17 protein-coding genes and 1 other RNA gene are annotated in these 18,211 nt (G+C 53.5%); 13 read left to right on the forward strand and 5 right to left on the reverse strand.

Annotated features, from left to right (window positions below; genetic code table 11):
- Positions 1 to 41: 41 nt before the first annotated feature.
- Positions 42 to 797, reverse strand: a complete 756-nt coding sequence (locus QNH99_RS04635) for a M48 family metallopeptidase (protein ID WP_063880827.1) — start codon at positions 795 to 797, stop codon at positions 42 to 44.
- Positions 798 to 1,067: 270 nt separating this feature from the next.
- Between QNH99_RS04635 and tkt the strand changes: the two genes are divergently transcribed.
- The 8 genes from tkt to QNH99_RS04675 all read left to right on the forward strand — a co-directional run bounded on the left by tkt (position 1,068) and on the right by QNH99_RS04675 (position 10,023).
- Positions 1,068 to 3,062 (forward strand): transketolase, encoded by a 1,995-nt coding sequence (gene tkt / locus QNH99_RS04640; RefSeq protein ID WP_063880826.1) that lies wholly within the window; start codon positions 1,068 to 1,070, stop codon positions 3,060 to 3,062.
- Between the two features lie 307 nt (positions 3,063 to 3,369).
- Positions 3,370 to 4,389 (forward strand): erythrose-4-phosphate dehydrogenase, encoded by a 1,020-nt coding sequence (gene epd, locus QNH99_RS04645; RefSeq protein WP_241568284.1) that lies wholly within the window; start codon positions 3,370 to 3,372, stop codon positions 4,387 to 4,389.
- 51 nt (positions 4,390 to 4,440) lie between these two features.
- Positions 4,441 to 5,604 (forward strand): phosphoglycerate kinase, encoded by a 1,164-nt coding sequence (pgk, locus tag QNH99_RS04650; RefSeq protein WP_145394481.1) that lies wholly within the window; start codon positions 4,441 to 4,443, stop codon positions 5,602 to 5,604.
- 109 nt (positions 5,605 to 5,713) lie between these two features.
- Entirely contained in the window at positions 5,714 to 6,793 is a 1,080-nt protein-coding gene (fbaA, locus tag QNH99_RS04655) for a class II fructose-bisphosphate aldolase (RefSeq protein ID WP_013027074.1), read from the forward strand.
- A gap of 205 nt (positions 6,794 to 6,998) precedes the next feature.
- Positions 6,999 to 7,352, forward strand: a complete 354-nt coding sequence (locus QNH99_RS04660; protein ID WP_096011785.1) for a VOC family protein — start codon at positions 6,999 to 7,001, stop codon at positions 7,350 to 7,352.
- A gap of 172 nt (positions 7,353 to 7,524) precedes the next feature.
- Complete coding sequence (mscS, locus tag QNH99_RS04665) at positions 7,525 to 8,400, forward strand: small-conductance mechanosensitive channel MscS (protein ID WP_218996037.1); 876 nt, start codon at positions 7,525 to 7,527, stop codon at positions 8,398 to 8,400.
- A gap of 126 nt (positions 8,401 to 8,526) precedes the next feature.
- Positions 8,527 to 9,150, forward strand: coding sequence for an arginine exporter ArgO (gene argO, locus QNH99_RS04670; RefSeq protein ID WP_145394483.1), 624 nt, complete (start codon positions 8,527 to 8,529; stop codon positions 9,148 to 9,150).
- 144 nt (positions 9,151 to 9,294) lie between these two features.
- The gene (locus QNH99_RS04675; protein WP_063880820.1) at positions 9,295 to 10,023 is read left to right on the forward strand and encodes an oxidative stress defense protein; all 729 of its coding nucleotides are present in this window, start codon (positions 9,295 to 9,297) and stop codon (positions 10,021 to 10,023) included.
- A 368-nt stretch (positions 10,024 to 10,391) separates the two neighbouring features.
- Here QNH99_RS04675 and QNH99_RS04680 read toward each other — a convergent pair whose 3' ends face one another.
- On the reverse strand, positions 10,392 to 11,294 hold the full coding sequence (locus QNH99_RS04680) for a LysR family transcriptional regulator ArgP (RefSeq protein ID WP_063880819.1): 903 nt from the start codon (positions 11,292 to 11,294) through the stop codon (positions 10,392 to 10,394).
- Between the two features lie 181 nt (positions 11,295 to 11,475).
- On the opposite strand from QNH99_RS04680, the gene rpiA reads away from it, so the two are divergent.
- Positions 11,476 to 12,135: a ribose-5-phosphate isomerase RpiA gene (rpiA, locus tag QNH99_RS04685; RefSeq protein WP_109716997.1), complete on the forward strand. Its 660-nt coding sequence runs from the start codon at positions 11,476 to 11,478 to the stop codon at positions 12,133 to 12,135.
- A gap of 277 nt (positions 12,136 to 12,412) precedes the next feature.
- The gene (gene serA, locus QNH99_RS04690; protein WP_410517357.1) at positions 12,413 to 13,651 is read left to right on the forward strand and encodes a phosphoglycerate dehydrogenase; all 1,239 of its coding nucleotides are present in this window, start codon (positions 12,413 to 12,415) and stop codon (positions 13,649 to 13,651) included.
- A gap of 42 nt (positions 13,652 to 13,693) precedes the next feature.
- Here the strand turns inward: serA and QNH99_RS04695 are convergent, their stop codons facing one another.
- The 3 genes from QNH99_RS04695 to zapA all read right to left on the reverse strand — a co-directional run bounded on the left by QNH99_RS04695 (position 13,694) and on the right by zapA (position 14,920).
- Positions 13,694 to 14,290 carry a 5-formyltetrahydrofolate cyclo-ligase gene (locus tag QNH99_RS04695; RefSeq protein WP_410517358.1) on the reverse strand — a complete coding sequence of 199 codons (597 nt, stop codon included), beginning with the start codon at positions 14,288 to 14,290 and terminating at the stop codon, positions 13,694 to 13,696.
- Between the two features lie 77 nt (positions 14,291 to 14,367).
- Positions 14,368 to 14,551, reverse strand: a non-coding RNA gene (gene ssrS / locus QNH99_RS04700) — 6S RNA.
- A gap of 39 nt (positions 14,552 to 14,590) precedes the next feature.
- Positions 14,591 to 14,920 (reverse strand): cell division protein ZapA, encoded by a 330-nt coding sequence (gene zapA / locus QNH99_RS04705; RefSeq protein WP_063881246.1) that lies wholly within the window; start codon positions 14,918 to 14,920, stop codon positions 14,591 to 14,593.
- A 171-nt stretch (positions 14,921 to 15,091) separates the two neighbouring features.
- Here zapA and QNH99_RS04710 point away from each other — a divergent pair, with 171 nt between their 5' ends.
- From QNH99_RS04710 to ubiH, 3 genes are read left to right on the forward strand one after another with little or no spacing between them, the layout of a single operon-like run.
- A complete protein-coding gene (locus tag QNH99_RS04710) occupies positions 15,092 to 15,670 on the forward strand; it encodes a YecA family protein (protein ID WP_063880815.1) in 579 nt (192 codons plus the stop codon).
- A gap of 33 nt (positions 15,671 to 15,703) precedes the next feature.
- The gene (pepP, locus tag QNH99_RS04715; RefSeq protein ID WP_410517359.1) at positions 15,704 to 17,026 is read left to right on the forward strand and encodes a Xaa-Pro aminopeptidase; all 1,323 of its coding nucleotides are present in this window, start codon (positions 15,704 to 15,706) and stop codon (positions 17,024 to 17,026) included.
- The gene (ubiH, locus tag QNH99_RS04720; protein ID WP_410517360.1) at positions 17,023 to 18,201 is read left to right on the forward strand and encodes a 2-octaprenyl-6-methoxyphenyl hydroxylase; all 1,179 of its coding nucleotides are present in this window, start codon (positions 17,023 to 17,025) and stop codon (positions 18,199 to 18,201) included. The genes pepP and ubiH overlap by 4 nt, the downstream gene beginning before the upstream one ends.
- The last annotated feature ends 10 nt before the right edge of the window (positions 18,202 to 18,211 follow it).

Below are 18,211 nucleotides of genomic sequence, written 5' to 3' on the forward strand. Positions count from 1 at the left end.
TGACAGGGGGATAACCTCAGGGTTATCCCTCTGATAACGCGTTATTTAGCGTCTGCGGCAATGCGATCGCGAATGTGCTGAGCACGAGCTTCCGAGTCAGGATGCGAGTCAAACATAGAGCTTTGACGGCCCTTCTCCAGTTTTGCCAGTTTTTCAAAGCTGGTTGCCAGCCCAACGGGATCAATACCGCGCTTCTTCAACAGGCTGTAGGAGTAGTCATCGGCCTGTGTTTCCTGTGTCTGCGAGAACTGCGCATTCACCAGTTTTTCGCCCAAATCACCCAACTGTGACTGTGACAGCGAACCAATGATCCCGCCAGCCGAGGCTGCCGCAGTACGTGCTGCCGTCGTGGTGAAGGCGACCTGCATCGCTTTGCGCGTATGGCCCAGCGCAACGTGGCCCATTTCGTGTCCCAGCACCGCCTCGACCTCATTGTCGGTCATCATATCCATTAAACCGCTGTAGACGCGGATGCAGCCGTTGGCCATGGCCCATGCGTTAACATCTTTGGTCTGATAAACCTTGTAGTTCGCCGGGATGCCATTGATGTTGTCACCCAGCGCCGCAGCGATTTTGTTCAGACGTTGCTGGTATTCGCTGTCAGCCGGTGCCACCTGGTTTTCTTTGTCCATCTGGGCGCAGGATTGATCGCTGAGCTGCTTAACCTGAGCATCGCTCAGGGTGTAAGCCTGGAAAGCCTGTGCGCCCGACTGCAGCAGACCATCACTGTTTACGCCTTCACAACCACTTAGCAATGCAACCAGGCCCAGAGCCAGTGCCGTTTTTTGAATTTTCATTCTGTCGTCCCATAAGTAACAAGATAAAAAACAATCACCTGAATCTGTGCCAGGTGGTTGAACCAACAGGTTATAGTTCGCGATAAGCCATTTTGCTAGCAGACATTACTGGAAAAGCCAGACGAAGCGGGAACATTTAGCGTTTTACCACATTACTTTTGCCCCGTTTTTCATGTACATTGTGGTGAAACTTTTCCCCGTGCTTTGCCCGATAGCTGATTAATTACAACAGGTTAAGGCGCAAATCATTAATCCGAACTGGAGTAGAAGATGCCCTCTCGTAAAGATCTTGCCAACGCCATTCGCGCGTTAAGTATGGATGCAGTGCAAAAAGCTAAATCGGGACACCCGGGTGCCCCGATGGGCATGGCGGATATCGCCGAAGTATTGTGGCGCGGCTATCTCAATCATAACCCAACCAACCCACACTGGGCCGATCGTGACCGTTTTGTGCTGTCTAACGGCCACGGCTCCATGCTGATTTACAGCCTGCTGCACCTGACCGGCTACGATTTACCGATCAGTGAGCTGGAAAACTTCCGTCAACTGCACTCTAAAACGCCGGGTCACCCTGAGTACGGCTATACCGTCGGCGTGGAAACCACCACCGGTCCGCTGGGGCAGGGCATTGCTAACGCGGTGGGTTTTGCCATTGCTGAACGCACGCTGGCAGCGCAGTTCAACCGGCCGGGCCATGACATCGTAGACCATAATACCTGGGTCTTTATGGGTGACGGCTGCATGATGGAAGGCATTTCACACGAAGTTTGCTCGCTGGCGGGTACGCTGAAGCTGGGCAAGCTGGTGGCATTCTATGATGACAATGGCATTTCAATTGATGGTCACGTTGACGGCTGGTTTACCGATGACACCGCTAAGCGCTTTGAAGCGTACGGCTGGCACGTGGTACGTGGCGTAGATGGTCACAACGCCGATGCTATCGCCAAAGCGATTGAAGAAGCGAAAGCCGTTAGCGACAAGCCTTCACTGCTGATGTGCAAAACCGTTATTGGTTTTGGTTCACCGAATAAAGCCGGTACCCATGACTCACACGGCGCGCCACTGGGCGATGACGAAATTGCACTGACCCGTAAGCAGTTAGGCTGGGAATATCCTCCTTTCGTGATTCCTTCAGATATTTATGCTGAGTGGGATGCTAAAGAAGCGGGCCAGGCCAAAGAAGCGGCGTGGAATACCAAATTTGCAGCCTATGCTAAGGCTTTCCCTGAGCTGGCCGCTGAGTTTACCCGCCGCATGAGCAATGACCTGCCAGCTAACTGGCAGCAGGAATCGCAGAAGTTTGTCGAGCAGTTACAGGCGAATCCGGCGAAAATTGCCAGCCGTAAAGCGTCACAAAATGCTATCGAAGCCTTTGGTAAAATCCTGCCAGAATATCTGGGCGGTTCTGCTGACCTGGCACCAAGTAACCTCACCATCTGGTCAGGTTCTAAGCCAATCAATGAAGACGCAGCCGGTAACTATATCCATTATGGCGTGCGTGAGTTTGGTATGACCGCCATTGCTAACGGTCTGGCGCTGCACGGTGGCTTCCTGCCTTACACCGCAACCTTCCTGATGTTTGTTGAGTATGCGCGTAACGCCGCCCGTATGGCTGCCCTGATGAAAATCCGTCAGATCATGGTTTATACCCACGACTCCATTGGTCTGGGCGAAGATGGCCCGACTCACCAGCCGGTAGAGCAGATGGCAAGCCTGCGCACCACGCCAAACATGAGCCTGTGGCGTCCGTGTGACCAGGTTGAATCGGCGGTTGCGTGGAAATATGCCATCGAGCGTAAAGACGGCCCAAGCGCACTGATCTTCTCTCGCCAGAATCTGGCACAACAGGATCGTACCGCGGAGCAGCTGGCAAACGTCGCGCGTGGCGGTTACGTGCTGAAAGACAGCGCAGGCACGCCAGAGCTGATCCTGATTGCCACCGGTTCCGAAGTTGAACTGGCTGTAGCCGCGTATCAGAAGCTGACCGATGAAGGCCGTAAGGTACGTGTGGTCTCCATGCCCTCTACCGATGCCTTCGACAAGCAGTCGGCTGAATATCGTGAATCGGTCCTGCCGAAAGCCGTTGCCGCACGCGTTGCGATTGAAGCCGGTATTGCAGATTACTGGTTTAAATATACCGGTCTGAACGGCGCAATCATCGGCATGACTACCTTTGGTGAGTCAGCGCCAGCTGAGAAGCTGTTTGAAGTCTTTGGCTTCACGGTAGATAACGTGGTAGCGAAAGCCAAAGCGTTGCTGGCATAGTAAAGAGAGGCAGGCGAGTGAATGCACGCCTGCCTTCTGATTAAAGGGGGCGGAATCCGTCCCCTTATTAACCAAATTATTCCTCCAGTAATAGCGATTTTTTGCCCGTTTTTGTGACGTAGATCCAAAAATAAGCAGCGCCCTTGATCGCAATCATTCCCGTTATTCCTTCCTTCCATTATCCTAGCTGAACCGTTTCAGTTTGGGCCGCTTTGCTCTGTCCCGGGCTAAGAATCTCCTGTACAAAATGCAGCGAAACGCTCAGGCTATCAGCACCTTTTTTTCAGTCTGGTTTGGCAGGAGAAAGATGACCATTCGGGTAGCGATAAACGGCTTTGGTCGCATTGGACGCAACGTGTTGCGTGCACTGTATGAAACGGGGCGCCGCGCTGAAATTACGGTGGTGGCGGTTAACGAACTGGCTGAAGCCGCAGGCATGGCGCACCTGCTGAAGTACGACACCAGCCATGGACGTTTTGCACTGGATGTCCGTCAGGAGCGTGACCAGCTGTGGGTCGGGGACGATATTATTCGCATTCTGCACCAGGCCGGACTGGATGAGCTGCCCTGGCGCGAGCTTAACGTTGACGTGGTGCTGGACTGTACCGGCGTTTACGGTTCCCGCGACGATGGCGAAGCCCATTTGCGTGCGGGGGCGAAAAAAGTCCTGTTTTCCCATCCGGGTGGTAACGATCTTGATGCAACCGTGGTGTACGGCGTCAACGAGCAGGAGCTGAAACAAACGGACTGTATTGTCTCTAATGCATCCTGTACCACCAACTGCATCATTCCGGTGATTAAGCTGCTGGATGACGCCTTTGGTATTGAGTCGGGCACGGTAACGACCATCCATTCGGCGATGCACGATCAGCAGGTGATTGACGCTTATCACAGCGATCTGCGCCGTACGCGTGCGGCCAGTCAGTCTATCATCCCGGTCGATACCCGATTGGCGGCGGGCATTACGCGTATTTTTCCGAAATTTAACGATCGCTTCGAAGCCATTGCGGTTCGCGTGCCGACGATCAACGTGACAGCCATTGATCTCAGCGTTTCTGTACGCCAGCCCGTACGGGCCTGCGAGGTTAACGCCTTGTTGCAAAGCGCGGCAGAAGGGGCATTTCGTGGTATAGTTGACTATACGGAATTGCCGTTAGTCTCAGTAGATTTCAACCATGATCCGCACAGTGCCATTGTGGACGGTACACAAACGCGGGTCAGCGGTCAGCATCTGATCAAAACCCTGGTCTGGTGTGACAACGAATGGGGCTTTGCTAACCGAATGCTCGACACAACGTTAGCGATGGCCGCAAGCGGTTTCAGGTAAGACGCGGTTTGCGTCTGGCAAAACTTATGAGAATCAACGAGAGGGTTCACCATGTCCGTAATTAAGATGACCGATCTGGATCTTGCTGGCAAACGCGTATTAATTCGCGCCGATCTCAACGTACCAGTGAAAGAAGGGAAAGTGACGTCGGATGCACGTATTCGTGCTTCACTGCCAACTATCGAAGCGGCGTTGAAACAGGGCGCCAAAGTGATGGTTACCTCTCACCTGGGTCGCCCGACCGAAGGTGAATACAACGAAGAATTCTCACTGCTGCCAGTAGTGAACTACCTGAAAGAAAAACTGAACGGTACTCAGGTTACCCTGGCGAAAGACTACCTTGACGGTGTCGACATCGGCGCAGGTGAACTGGTGGTACTGGAAAACGTGCGCTTTAACAAAGGCGAAAAGAAAGACGACGAAGCGCTGTCTAAGAAATATGCTGCGCTGTGCGACGTCTTTGTGATGGATGCGTTTGGTACCGCGCACCGCGCCCAGGCATCGACGCACGGCGTCGGTAAATTTGCGCCTGTCGCCTGTGCAGGTCCACTGCTGTCTGCAGAACTGGAAGCGCTGGGTAAAGTGATGAAAAGCCCTGAGCGTCCGCTGGTGGCCGTGGTGGGTGGTTCTAAAGTATCGACCAAATTCGATGTGCTGCAGTCGCTGGTGAAGATTGCTGATACCGTGATTGTCGGCGGTGGCATTGCGAATACCTTTGTCGCGATCGACAACAACGTGGGCAAATCGCTGTACGAGCCAGACTTCGTTGAGGCGGCAAAAGGCCTGCGCGATCAATATGGTATTCCTGTTCCAACCGACTCCCGTGTTGGCACGGAATTCTCTGAAACTGCCCCAGCAACCGTGAAAAAGGTTTCAGAAGTCGCAGATAACGAAGAGATTATGGACTTCGGCGATGAGACAGCCCAGGCCATGGCGGACATTCTGAAGAATGCTAAAACCATCCTGTGGAATGGCCCGGTTGGCGTGTTTGAGTTCCCGAACTTCCGTAAAGGCACTGAAATCGTCGCTAACGCCATTGCGGACAGTGAGGCCTTCTCTGTCGCGGGCGGCGGTGACACGCTGGCTGCCATCGATCTGTTTGGGATCGAAGACAAAATCTCCTATATCTCTACCGGCGGCGGTGCCTTCCTTGAGTTCGTTGAAGGCAAAAAACTGCCTGCCGTAGCCATGCTGGAAGAGCGTGCGAAGCAGTAATCCTTTGGGGGCGATGCCCTGCGGCATCGCCTGAAAACTCGCCCAAAACAGGGCGTTTAAATCGCTGTCCCCGTATTGGGGATAACCGGTCACGAAACAGGACACAATCATGTCTAAAATTTTTGATTTCGTAAAACCCGGCGTTGTCACTGGTGATGACGTTCAGAAGATCTTCAAAGTAGCGAAAGAGAACAAATTCGCTCTGCCAGCGGTCAACTGCGTCGGCACCGACTCAATTAACGCTGTACTGGAAGCTGCCGCGAAAGTAAAAGCGCCGGTTATCGTACAGTTCTCCAACGGTGGTGCTGCATTCATCGCCGGTAAAGGTTTTAAAACAGACAAGCCACAGGGCGCAGCGATTTTCGGTGCTATCTCTGGCGCACATCACGTGCATCTGATGGCTGAACAGTACGGCGTGCCGGTTATCCTGCATACCGACCACTGCGCCAAGAAACTGCTGCCGTGGATCGACGGCCTGCTGGACGCGGGCGAAGAGCACTTCAAGAAAACCGGTAAGCCACTGTTCTCTTCTCACATGATCGACCTGTCTGAAGAGTCACTGGAAGAAAACATCGAAATCAGCAGCAAATACCTGGCGCGCATGGCGAAAATCGACATGACCCTGGAAATCGAACTGGGCTGCACCGGTGGTGAAGAAGATGGCGTAGATAACAGCCATATGGACGCTTCTGCACTTTACACCCAGCCAGAAGACGTAAACTACGCGTACGAAAAACTGAATGCGATCAGCCCGCGTTTCACCATTGCGGCATCCTTCGGTAACGTGCACGGCGTTTACAAGCCAGGCAACGTAAAACTGACCCCAACGATTCTGCGTGATTCACAGAAATATGTTTGTGAAAAACACGGTCTGCCGCACAACGCGCTGGACTTTGTATTCCACGGTGGTTCAGGTTCATCTGCTGCAGAAATCGAAGAGTCTATCAGCTACGGCGTGATCAAGATGAATATCGATACCGATACCCAATGGGCAACCTGGGACGGCATCCTGCAGTACTACAAAAAGAACGAAGGCTATCTGCAGGCGCAACTGGGTAACCCAGAAGGCGCAGACAAGCCAAACAAGAAATACTACGATCCACGTGTATGGCTGCGCTCTGCTCAGGCATCCATGGTGGTGCGTCTGGAGCAGGCGTTCAAAGAACTCAACGCCGTTGACGTTCTGTAAGCATCACAACGCACTCGTCTGAGTTCGCAAGAACGCCGGATGAATGACGCAGTCCCGATCGTCCGATCGGGACTTTTTTTTATCCTTTCCGCTTACCCCCGGTTTATTTCTTCTTACAGGGCGACACTTTCTGACCGGCTGTCACAACCTCATCGCATCGTCCCCGGTATGCTTTGTCTGTGAGTTAACAGGTGAGGGCGATCTTATGGCTGTCAAACGCATCGTCGCGAATATTCAGGGCAAAAATACGGAAGAAGCTAAACGCTTTTATGGTGACATTCTCGACCTGAAACTGACCATGGATCACGGATGGATTGTGACCTGGGCTGCGGAGAATGCTATGGCGCCCCAGCTCAGCATTGCGCTGGAAGGCGGTGCAGGCACGCCTGTGCCGGACTTGTCCATTGAGGTCGATAATCTTGATGAGGTGTACCGACGCGTTGTCGCCGCGAGGCTAACGGTGGAATATGGGCTTACGGAAGAAGCGTGGGGCGTCCGTCGTTTTTATGTCCGCGATCCTTTCGGCAGGCTCATTAATATCCTGAGCCATGTGCAGTGAGCAAAACCGTGGCTTCTGGGGCACTGATGAGTAATTGTGCAAAGCCGTCTTAATATGTCACTCATTTTGGCGCCTGGCTAAATAATTGATTACCCTTAACCCTTGGGTGTCGGATTACATCTGGCAGTTTTTGTTTTTCCCCCGTAGGGGGAACCATCAACAGGGCTTACAAATGGAAGACTTGAATGTTGTTAATGGCATCAACAGTGCCGGTGGCTGGCTGGTGCATAACCAGGCACTGATTCTGAGCTATGCCGTCAATATCGTGGCGGCGATTGCCATTATCATTGTCGGCATGATCATTGCCAGGGTAATTTCAAACACGGTTAATCGGCTGCTGCGCGCGCGCCATATTGATGCCACCGTCGCCGATTTCCTTTCCGCTCTGGTACGCTATGGCGTTATCGCCTTTACGGTTATTGCTGCGCTGGGTCGTGTGGGAGTGCAAACGGCCTCGGTCATCGCGGTGCTGGGTGCCGCTGGTCTGGCAGTCGGTTTGGCCTTGCAAGGCTCGCTCTCCAATTTAGCGGCTGGCGTGCTGCTCGTCACCTTCCGCCCGTTCCGTACCGGCGAGTTCGTCGATCTGGGCGGCGTAATGGGGACCGTACTCAATGTACAAATCTTCTCTACCACCCTGAAATCCGCCGATGGCAAAATTGTGGTGGTGCCGAACGGTAAAATCATCAGCGGCAATATCGTTAACTTTTCGCGTGAGCCTGTGCGTCGTAATGAATTTATCGTCGGAGTGGCTTATGAAGCCGATGTGGATGAGGTGATTGCTCTGTTGCGTGATGTCGTTGAAGCCGATCAGCGCGTATTAAAAGATCGTGGCATCCAGATTGGCCTGAACGAATTAGGCGCATCTTCGCTTAACTTTGTTGTTCGTTGCTGGAGTAATAGCAGCGATCTGCAGGACGTCTACTGGGATTTGCTGAAGAACTTCAAGCGTGCGCTGGATAGCAAAGGCATCGGCATACCTTATCCACAAATGGATGTACATCTGCATCAGGTTAAACAGCCAGACAGCGACGTGACCGCGACCCAGTAAGTCGTGCGATGGGCGGCCCGTGCCGCCCATTAATTTCGTTAATGGCAGATTAAATTTTTCAATTTCCGCTAATCCAAACCGCTCTCTATAATCCCTGCATCTCACCGATGTAAGGAATAACATCCTGTGTTAACCATTTATTTTCAAGGGCTTGCTCTTGGGGCTGCGCTCATCCTGCCGTTAGGCCCACAAAATGCCTTTGTGCTGAACCAGGGCGTAAAGCGTCAGTATCATCTCATGACGGCGGCGCTCTGTGCGCTAAGTGATATCGCCTTAATCTGTGCGGGCATTTTTGGTGGCAGCGCGCTACTGAATCAGTCCCCACTGCTCCTGATGATGATTACCTGTGCAGGCGTTGCTTTCCTGCTGTGGTACGGCTGGGGAGCCTTGCGTACGGCGTTTAGCCGCAATATTGAACTGGCATCAGGGATGCACGCAACGCAAAGCAGAGGGCGAATTATTGCGACGATGCTGGCGGTGACCTGGCTGAATCCGCATGTTTATCTTGATACCTTTGTGGTGCTGGGCAGCCTTGGTGGTCAGTTGCCAGGAACGACGGCGCGACAGTGGTTTGCACTGGGCACCATCAGCGCGTCGGTAATCTGGTTTTTTGGTCTGGCGCTGCTGGCTGCGTGGCTCGCGCCTTTACTGCAAACGGCGCGTGCTCAGCGCATCATTAACCTGCTGGTTGGGGCGGTAATGTGGTTTATTGCGTTTCAGCTTGCCCGACAGGTCATCACTGGGTTTTGACCAAAAGGTAAACGAAAACCGGTTATTAAGGTCAATCTGCCGAACTTTTGCCATAATCTCCACTCCAACCAAGGCGTAATATGATGCGCTTGTGGGCTTCATATACTGGAAGCCATCGAACTGACCTTTTCAAGGAGGACTTTCATGAAACTGAAAGCATTGGCGCTTGCCGCGATGATGAGCGCAGGGGCATTGCCTTTGAGCGTACAGGCTGACGAACTGCCGAACGGACCACATGTTGTTACGTCAGGTAAGGCAACCGTAGATGCCCGCCCGGATATCGCGACGCTGTCAATTGTGGTGAATGTCTCATCGAAAGATGCCGCTGAAGCAAAAAAGCAGGTCGATAGTCGCGTAGCGCAATATTTTGATTTCCTGCAAAAAAACGGTATTGAGAAAAAAGACATTGAAGCGGCGAACCTGACGACGCAGCCAGAGTATGACTACACCAAAGACGGTAAATCGCAGCTTAAAGGCTATCGTGCGGTGCGTCAGGTGCAGGTCACCGTTCGTCAGCTGGACAAGCTGAACGATCTCCTTGATGGTGCGCTGAAGTCCGGTCTGAACGAAGTGCGCGGTGTTGAACTGGGCGTCGCCAATCCAGAGAGCTACAAGCAGCAGGCACGTAAAGCCGCGATTAAGAATGCGACCCAACAGGCCGCTGAACTGGCTGAAGGCTTTAATGCCAAACTGGGCCCGATCTACAGCATTCGTTATCAGGTGGCAAACTATCAGCCAATGCCCATGAACCGCATGTTTAAAGCCTCGGCTGCGGCAGATACGTCTGCGCAGGAAACCTACGATCAGCAAAGCATCAACTTTGATGACCAGGTGGATGTGGTGTTTGAGATGAAACCGAATACGGCACAGTAAGCCGTTATTGGTGTTGTGGTTAAGCCATCAGGGGCAGTGTTTGCCAGGCGGTCCTTGCGCCGCTGATGCGGTTCCTTCACATCGCTCATCAACCTGACGGACCGGCACAGACGGCACAACGCTGTGCCGGCTGTGCCTTTTACCCGCATCCTTGCGGGTAAATGCTAGTGGATTCCCTCTGCTCAGCGCTGCGTATTGCCTTCTGAAAAATGCCCTGACGGCCATTAACGCCGTGCCGCTTTCACAACTACACCTTCTCACCGCAACGCCCAACTTTTGCGGCGGCAAAGATTAGACGTTTGGCACACAACCTTCAGCCAGCTCGTTTTTCCTGGCCTTTAGCGCTTTTATGATCTGTCGACCGCCCGCTATTCCGCCGTATCCTGACGTAGCACCCGATGGCCATGGGCAATCAGCGCATCCGTTACCCGACGCATCAGCCGGCTTTCTGGCGCAAAACGGTGCCAGTACAGCATCCGACGTTGATACAGCCCCGGCGTGAGATCGATGAGCTCGCCACTTGCCAGTTCGCGTTCAATCTGCAGGTGAGGGATCATACAGCAGGTCGATCCCTGCCGCGCCATCTGCACAAACGCTTCGGATGAGTTGACGATATGGCAGGGAACGCTGCCCGGAGATAAATCAAAGTTCTGCTGCAAGAAGGCCTGATGCATATCATCCAGATGATCAAAGGCCACCGCTGGCGCTTTAAGCAGGGCGGAACGCGTTACGCCGTTGGGGAAAAAGCGATCTGCGAAATCCTTTGAGGCCACAAACAAATAATCCAGGGCACCCAGTTGATCCACCAGACAGCTGGGCAGCGGCTGGGGCTGGATACTCACTGCGCCAACCACTTCGCCTCGTCTCAGGCGTTCCTGAGTGCGGGTTTCATCCTCAACCTGAAGGTTCAGGCGCACCGGCGAATCGGCCAGTACGTCTTTTAATGCGGGCAACAGCCAGGTTGCCAGGCTGTCGGCGTTCACCGCCAGCGACAGCAGCAGCGGCGTTGTCCCGCTGATTTCATCGCCCAGCCACTCTTCCTCCAGCAACTCAACCTGGTGCAGCAGCGCAAGCAGTTTTTGACCTTGCTCGGTAGGGCGAGGCGGCACGGTGCGAACTAACAGCGGCTGACCAAACAGGTTTTCCAGCTGTTTAATGCGCTGCGATACGGCAGATTGCGTAATGCACAGCTTTTGCGCGGCACGTTCGAAGCCGCGTTCACGTATCACTGCGTCCAGCGCCTGAAGCGTTCTGTAGTCAGGGCGTTTCATTATTTTTCTCTCTCCTTCAGGATGGACGTCACTATGCCACAAAAGTGCCAACGGCAATGTCGGGGAAATTTTTGTGGGCTGGCTTCCAAAGCATTAAATCCGCCCAATGCATCCGAGCATTTTCAGCAAGCCTTGCTTTATACTACGCGCAATTCCTTATCGCACAGGTTCTAAACATATCATGACCCAGGATGAACTGAAAAAAGCTGTTGGTTGGGCTGCACTTGATTATGTCCAGCCCGGGACAATCGTCGGTGTTGGAACAGGTTCTACTGCCGCCCACTTTATTGATGCGCTCGCAAGCATTAAACATCAGATTGAAGGTGCCGTTTCCAGTTCCGAAGCCTCAACGCAAAAGCTGAAAAGCCTGGGCATTCAGGTGTTTGATTTGAACGAAATCGATGACCTGGCCATTTATGTCGATGGTGCCGATGAAATTAACCCACAAATGCAGATGATTAAAGGCGGTGGCGCTGCGCTGACGCGTGAGAAAATCGTCGCTGCAGTGGCCAAAAAGTTTATCTGCATCGCCGATGCATCCAAAGAAGTGGATGTGCTTGGACGCTTTCCGCTACCGGTTGAAGTCATCCCGATGGCGCGCAGTTATGTTGCGCGTGAACTGGTGAAGTTGGGGGGCTTACCTGAATATCGTCAGAATGTAGTGACCGACAACGGCAATATCATTCTTGATGTGCACAATCTGCGTATTCTCAATCCCATTGAGCTGGAAAAAACCATCAACGCCTTGCCCGGTGTGGTCACCGTTGGGCTGTTTGCGACGCGCGGCGCAGACGTTGCACTGATTGGTGGGCCGGACGGCGTCAAAACTCTCAAAAAATAATGCGCCTGGCGCTGAACGGCGCCCGCTTTTTTTTGATTTAAAAAACTTTTCTTACCAGGTCAAAATTTGGTGACTTATGTCACATAACCGTCATCGGCAGCGGGTTCGTTCTTTCCGATGCGGCCAACCCATGATTTTGTCTGGCAAAGTGCGCCCTCTGAGCCCGGCCATGCTGACGGGCAGGCAATCGTTTGTATTGCCGCAGGCGATTTTTTTGATATTTTGACAGACGGCTGGCGGCGTTCAGTCCTCGTTGAATTCTGAATAGGGTTGGGAAATGGCAAAGGTATCACTGGAAAAAGACAAAATTAAGTTCCTGCTGGTGGAAGGTGTCCATCAGAGTGCGCTGGAAAACCTCCGTGCTGCAGGTTACACCAATATTGAATTCCACAAAGGCGCACTGGATGCCGAGGCGTTGAAAGCGTCCGCTCGCGATGCGCATTTTATCGGTATCCGTTCCCGTTCCCAACTGACCGAAGAGATTTTTGCCGCTGCAGAAAAACTGGTGGCTGTGGGCTGTTTCTGCATCGGAACGAACCAGGTTGATTTAAATGCGGCCGCTAAGCGCGGTATCCCGGTGTTTAATGCGCCTTTCTCCAATACGCGCTCTGTTGCCGAACTGGTTATTGGCGAAATGCTGCTGATGCTGCGTGGTGTACCGGAAGCGAATGCGAAGGCGCACCGCGGCGTCTGGAATAAAATTGCCAAGGGCTCATTTGAAGCGCGCGGTAAAAAGCTCGGCATTATTGGCTATGGTCATATCGGTATGCAACTGGGCGTGCTGGCTGAGAGCCTGGGCATGCACGTTTATTTCTACGATATTGAAAACAAACTGCCGCTCGGCAACGCTTCACAGGTTCGTAGCCTGACGCAACTGCTGAACATGAGCGATGTCGTCAGCCTGCATGTACCTGAAACCGCCTCCACGCAAAATATGATCTCTGCCAATGAACTGGCGCAGATGAAACCCGGCACGTTGCTGATAAACGCCTCACGCGGCACCGTAGTGGATATTCCGGCGTTGTGTGACGCGCTGGCAAGTAAGCAGGTTGGCGGAGCCGCTATTGACGTATTCCCGGTCGAGCCTGCGACCAACAGCGATCCGTTCATTTCACCACTGAGCGAATTCGACAACGTTATCCTGACGCCGCATATCGGTGGATCTACCGAAGAAGCGCAGGAAAATATTGGTATTGAAGTCGCAGGTAAGCTGGCTAAATACTCGGATAACGGTTCAACGCTGTCCGCCGTTAACTTCCCTGAAGTTTCATTGCCGATGCACGGCGTGAGCGCCAGTCGTCTGCTGCATATACATGAGAACCGCCCAGGCGTCCTCACCGCGATCAACCAGATCTTTGCTGAGCAGGGCATCAATATTGCCGCTCAGTACCTGCAAACCTCGCCGATGATGGGTTATGTGGTGATTGACGTTGACGCCGAGCATGAACTGGCTGAGAAAGCCCTGCAGCTCATGAAGGCTATTCCGGGTACTATCCGCGCCCGTCTGCTTTACTAATCCATCGCTGTCATAAACCCAGGCGCACGAGCGTGCCTGGGTTTATTCATCCCATAGCCAGAGTTTAGACGGCGTCAGTACCGCGGGCAGGGGGATATCCCAGGCCGCAGCAGGCAGCACATCAACCAACTGACAATCGTGGGCAACCCCAATCGGTCGGAACGCGTGCTGTTTCCAGTTCTGTAAGGTGCGGTCATAGAAACCGCCGCCCATGCCTAAACGCTGCCCGGTGCGGTCAAATGCCACCAGCGGCACCATCATTACGTCCAGTTTATCAAGTGTAACCAGATGGCGGATATCGAGCGGAGGTTCGGGAATGCGCAGCTTATTTTGGATTAACTGTGTTTCCGGCGTATAGCGAAGAAAAAGCAAATGACCGGCAGCAAAGGGATGCAGAACCGGCAGATAAACCCGTTTGTTTTGCTGCCACAGCTTCGCGATAAGTGGTCGCGTATTGATTTCGCCATCGACAGACAAAAACAGCGCTATGTTGCTGGCGTCGGCAATCGGCGCAACGTTAATCGCGTGTTCCGCAAGCTGATCGGCTGCAGCGTGTTGCTGTTCGGGGCTGAGTGCGCGACGTAAATGACGAACATGCTGACGGATGTCCTGTCGCGGTAGCAAAGAGGGTTCTGACATGGTTTCCCCCAGACAAGGTCGTTTGAGCGACGCATTATATCATGCCTGGTGGGAGATAAAGCAGTACTACCAGAAAGGAGATCTCCGAGATGCCGCCGTAGGCTGTAACCCTTGAACCCTTGGTTCAAGGTGAACATGCCGTCGCAACCATCAGGCTTCTCGGACGGACCGAGCATGCTCACAGGTTGCGGAGCGTCACATTCTGTTGGTATGAAATATCGGCTCAGGGGACTGGCCCACTTGCAAACATCTCAGAGAAAATTTACTTCACCGTCAGTGTAGCACAGCGACCATGAAGTGTTATTCGAACTTCGCATCCTCGCGATCGGTTATGCGACCTTGCTCAACTAATGCCTGTTCAATTGTCTGCTGTAGCATACGGATTCGTTGTTCCATATTAGCAGCATAGTCACGCGTCTTACCTTTCTCTTGTGCCAGTTCATGGCAAATGTTTAACGCGGCAATGAACACCAGTTGCTCTGTATTTGTGACTCTAGTGCGAACTTTTAAATCTTGCAACCGTTGATTGAGATCTTCTGCTGCCGCGTTCAGCGCATCTTGCTGTTCAGGCGGACAATTTACTCTCAAAGAACGACCAAAAATTTGTAAATCTACCGGTTGTGCAGACATGCCACCTTCCTGACTGATTACCTGGCTCGCCATTCCCCTTAGCCTTCAATGGCCTGGGAGGCGGGCAACTATATAGACCTGAGAAATAAGATACAACCCCTTTTCTGGAAACCTTGAGGCAGCTAGTGGTAGCATACCACGAACTCTTACAGCCAACGACGATGAAAAATGATGTCTTCACAGAACGCAACCCCCGATTACAACGCGCTGGCGGCGGCGCTCTCACACCACGGCGTCGGTATGACGCCCGCGGAAATGCACGGATTGCTTAGCGGCATCCTGTGTGGCGGTAATCAGGATAACAGCTGGAAAACGCTGGTCCATGATCTCGCGAATGAAGGCATGGCTTTTTCGCAAACGCTGTCCCAGCCACTGCAGTCTCTGCATGCCAGCATTGCTACTGCGCTTGAGGACGATGGCTTTCTTTTTCAACTGATGCTGCCTGGCGATGATGACATCACGGTGTTTGACCGTGCTGATGCTCTGGCGGGCTGGGTGAATCATTTTTTACTTGGCCTGGGCGTAACCCAGCCTAAACTGGATAAGGTCACCGGCGAAACGGGTGAGGCCATTGACGATCTGCGCACGATTGCTCAGCTTGGCTATGACGAAGACGAAGATCAGGAAGAACTCGAGCAGTCGCTGGAAGAGGTGATCGAGTATGTTCGCGTTGCTGCGCTACTCTGTCACGATACCTTCACGCGCCCGCAACCGACCGCACCAGAAGTACAAAAGCCAACGCTACACTAAGCCAGATATCTGAGTTCAACAGGGAGTGCAGACATGATTTCACTGGAAAATTTCCAGCAGCGCCGTCAGGCGCTGTTAGCGAAAATGGTTCCGGGCAGCGCAGCGTTAATCTTTGCCGCGCCTGAAGTAACACGCAGTAACGACAGTGAATATCCGTTCCGTCAGAACAGTGACTTCTGGTATTTCACCGGCTTCAATGAGCCGCAGGCGTTACTGGTACTGATCAAAAGTGATGAGAACCACAATCACAGCGTGCTGTTTAATCGTGTGCGCGACCTGACTGCAGAAATCTGGTTTGGCCGCCGTCTGGGACAGGATGCGGCGCCCGCTAAACTGGGCGTGGATCGTGCTCTGCCATGGAACGATATCGGTGAACAACTCCACCTGCTGCTGAACGGTCTGGATGAGGTGTATCACTCGCAGGGCCAGTATGCTGAGGCTGACAAGTTGGTGTTTAGTGCGCTGGATAAACTGCGTCAAGGCTTTCGCCAGAATCTGAGTGCACCGGCTAGCCTGACTGACTGGCGTCCCTGGGTGCATGAGATGCGCCTGTTTAAAAGCCCTGAAGAAATTGCGCTGTTGCGTCGCGCAGGCGAGATCAGTGCGCTGGCACATACTCGCGCCATGCAAGCCTGTCGTCCAGGCCTGTTTGAATATCATCTTGAAGGCGAAATTCATCACGAATTTAACCGTCACGGTGCGCGCTTCCCGTCTTACAACACTATCGTAGGCGCCGGTGAAAACGGCTGCATTCTGCACTACACCGAAAATGAGTGTGAGATGCAGGATGGCGACCTGGTGCTCATTGATGCGGGATGCGAATTACAGGGTTATGCGGGCGATATTACCCGTACTTTTCCGGTTAATGGCAAGTTCAGCCCGCCGCAGCGGGCTATCTACAATATCGTACTCAAATCTTTAGAAACGGCACTCGCCCGATTCCGTCCCGGCGTCAGCATCCGCGAGGTTAATGATGACGTCGTGCGCATTATGGTCACTGGACTGGTTGAGCTGGGCGTAATGCAGGGCGAGGTGGATGCACTTATCGCCGAAGACGCGCATCGCAAATTCTTTATGCACGGCCTGGGCCATTGGTTAGGTCTGGATGTCCACGATGTGGGGCACTACGGCACGCCAAGCCGCGATCGTATCCTGGAACCGGGCATGGTTATCACGGTTGAGCCGGGGCTGTATATCGCGCCAGATGCGGATGTGCCTGTGGAATACCGCGGTATCGGCATCCGCATTGAGGATGACATCGTGATTACTGAAAACGGTAACGAGAATCTTACCGACAGCGTTGTGAAAGATCCCGATGCCATTGAGGCATTGATGGCGGCGGCACGCGCGGTATGACCATTCTTATCGCCGGTGGTGGCATGACCGGCGCCACGCTGGCGCTGGCGATTTCACACCTGACACAGGGCGCATTGCCCGTGACGCTGATTGAAAGCAGCGAACCTGCCAGCCGCACGCATCCGGGCTATGACGGGCGTGCGATCGCGCTGTCTGCGGGCACCTGCCAGCAACTTGCTGATATCAATCTCTGGCAGTGTATTTCACCCTGTGCGACACCCATCACCACTATCCATGTTTCCGATCGCGGTCATGCCGGTGTTGTATCCCTGGCCGCCAGCGATTATGCGATTCCCGCGTTGGGGAACGTGGTTGAGTTATTCGACGTAGGACAGCAGCTGTTTACGCAGCTTAAGCAGGCACCTGGCGTCACACTGCGTTGTCCGTCACGCGTAACTCAGGTGGCCCGTACCCAGGAACGCGTGCAGGTTACGCTTGATAATGGTGAGCAGTTGGAAGGCGAGGTACTGGTGGCCGCTGATGGCACCCGTTCTGCCGTTGCTGCCGCCTGCGGCATTCAGTGGCAGACAGAGGCCTATCAGCAGTTGGCGCTTATCGCCAACGTCACCAGTGAGCGTCCTCATCAGGGCCGGGCATTTGAACGCTTTACCGAGTTTGGTCCCCTGGCGCTGCTGCCAATGTCAAACAACCGTCTGTCGCTGGTGTGGTGCCATCCGCTGGAGCAGCGTCCGCAGGTAGAAAGCTGGAACGACGAGGTATTCCTCAGCCAGCTTCAGCGCGCCTTTGGCTGGCGGCTGGGCAAATTCACCCATACCGGCAAGCGTGATGTTTATCCGTTGGCGTTACAGCAGGCCAATCCTGCGGTTTCCCATCGTGTAGTCACCGTCGGAAACGCTGCGCAGACGCTGCATCCGATAGCCGGTCAGGGATTTAACCTGGGTCTGCGGGATGTGATGTCACTGGCTGAAACCCTGGCCAATGCACATCGGCAGCAGCAAGATCCCGGTAGCTACGGGGTTTTGCAGCACTACCAGCAACGTCGCCAACAGGACCGGGCCATTACCGTGGGCATCACTGACGGGCTGGTACGTCTGTTTGCTAATCGTCATGCGCCGCTGGTCGTCGGGCGCAACCTGGGCTTGCTGGCAATGGATCATCTGCCGTGGCTGAGAAATCTTCTGGCTGAGCGTACGCTCGGCTGGGTTAAGCGTTAACTGAGAGGCA

The sequence above is a fragment of the Pantoea allii genome (assembly GCF_046529425.1).
Classification (GTDB): Bacteria; Pseudomonadota; Gammaproteobacteria; order Enterobacterales; family Enterobacteriaceae; genus Pantoea; species Pantoea allii.

Excerpts from the sequence above, each read along its gene's own strand:
- QNH99_RS04635 (WP_063880827.1), bottom strand. The coding sequence starts at position 797 with ATGAAAATTCAAAAAACGGCACTGGCTCTGGGCCTGGTTGCATTGCTA.
- tkt (WP_063880826.1), top strand. The coding sequence starts at position 1,068 with ATGCCCTCTCGTAAAGATCTTGCCAACGCCATTCGCGCGTTAAGTATG.
- epd (WP_241568284.1), top strand. The coding sequence starts at position 3,370 with ATGACCATTCGGGTAGCGATAAACGGCTTTGGTCGCATTGGACGCAAC.
- pgk (WP_145394481.1), top strand. The coding sequence starts at position 4,441 with ATGTCCGTAATTAAGATGACCGATCTGGATCTTGCTGGCAAACGCGTA.
- fbaA (WP_013027074.1), top strand. The coding sequence starts at position 5,714 with ATGTCTAAAATTTTTGATTTCGTAAAACCCGGCGTTGTCACTGGTGAT.
- QNH99_RS04660 (WP_096011785.1), top strand. The coding sequence starts at position 6,999 with ATGGCTGTCAAACGCATCGTCGCGAATATTCAGGGCAAAAATACGGAA.
- mscS (WP_218996037.1), top strand. The coding sequence starts at position 7,525 with ATGGAAGACTTGAATGTTGTTAATGGCATCAACAGTGCCGGTGGCTGG.
- QNH99_RS04675 (WP_063880820.1), top strand. The coding sequence starts at position 9,295 with ATGAAACTGAAAGCATTGGCGCTTGCCGCGATGATGAGCGCAGGGGCA.
- QNH99_RS04680 (WP_063880819.1), bottom strand. The coding sequence starts at position 11,294 with ATGAAACGCCCTGACTACAGAACGCTTCAGGCGCTGGACGCAGTGATA.
- rpiA (WP_109716997.1), top strand. The coding sequence starts at position 11,476 with ATGACCCAGGATGAACTGAAAAAAGCTGTTGGTTGGGCTGCACTTGAT.
- serA (WP_410517357.1), top strand. The coding sequence starts at position 12,413 with ATGGCAAAGGTATCACTGGAAAAAGACAAAATTAAGTTCCTGCTGGTG.
- QNH99_RS04695 (WP_410517358.1), bottom strand. The coding sequence starts at position 14,290 with ATGTCAGAACCCTCTTTGCTACCGCGACAGGACATCCGTCAGCATGTT.
- zapA (WP_063881246.1), bottom strand. The coding sequence starts at position 14,920 with ATGTCTGCACAACCGGTAGATTTACAAATTTTTGGTCGTTCTTTGAGA.
- QNH99_RS04710 (WP_063880815.1), top strand. The coding sequence starts at position 15,092 with ATGTCTTCACAGAACGCAACCCCCGATTACAACGCGCTGGCGGCGGCG.
- pepP (WP_410517359.1), top strand. The coding sequence starts at position 15,704 with ATGATTTCACTGGAAAATTTCCAGCAGCGCCGTCAGGCGCTGTTAGCG.
- ubiH (WP_410517360.1), top strand. The coding sequence starts at position 17,023 with ATGACCATTCTTATCGCCGGTGGTGGCATGACCGGCGCCACGCTGGCG.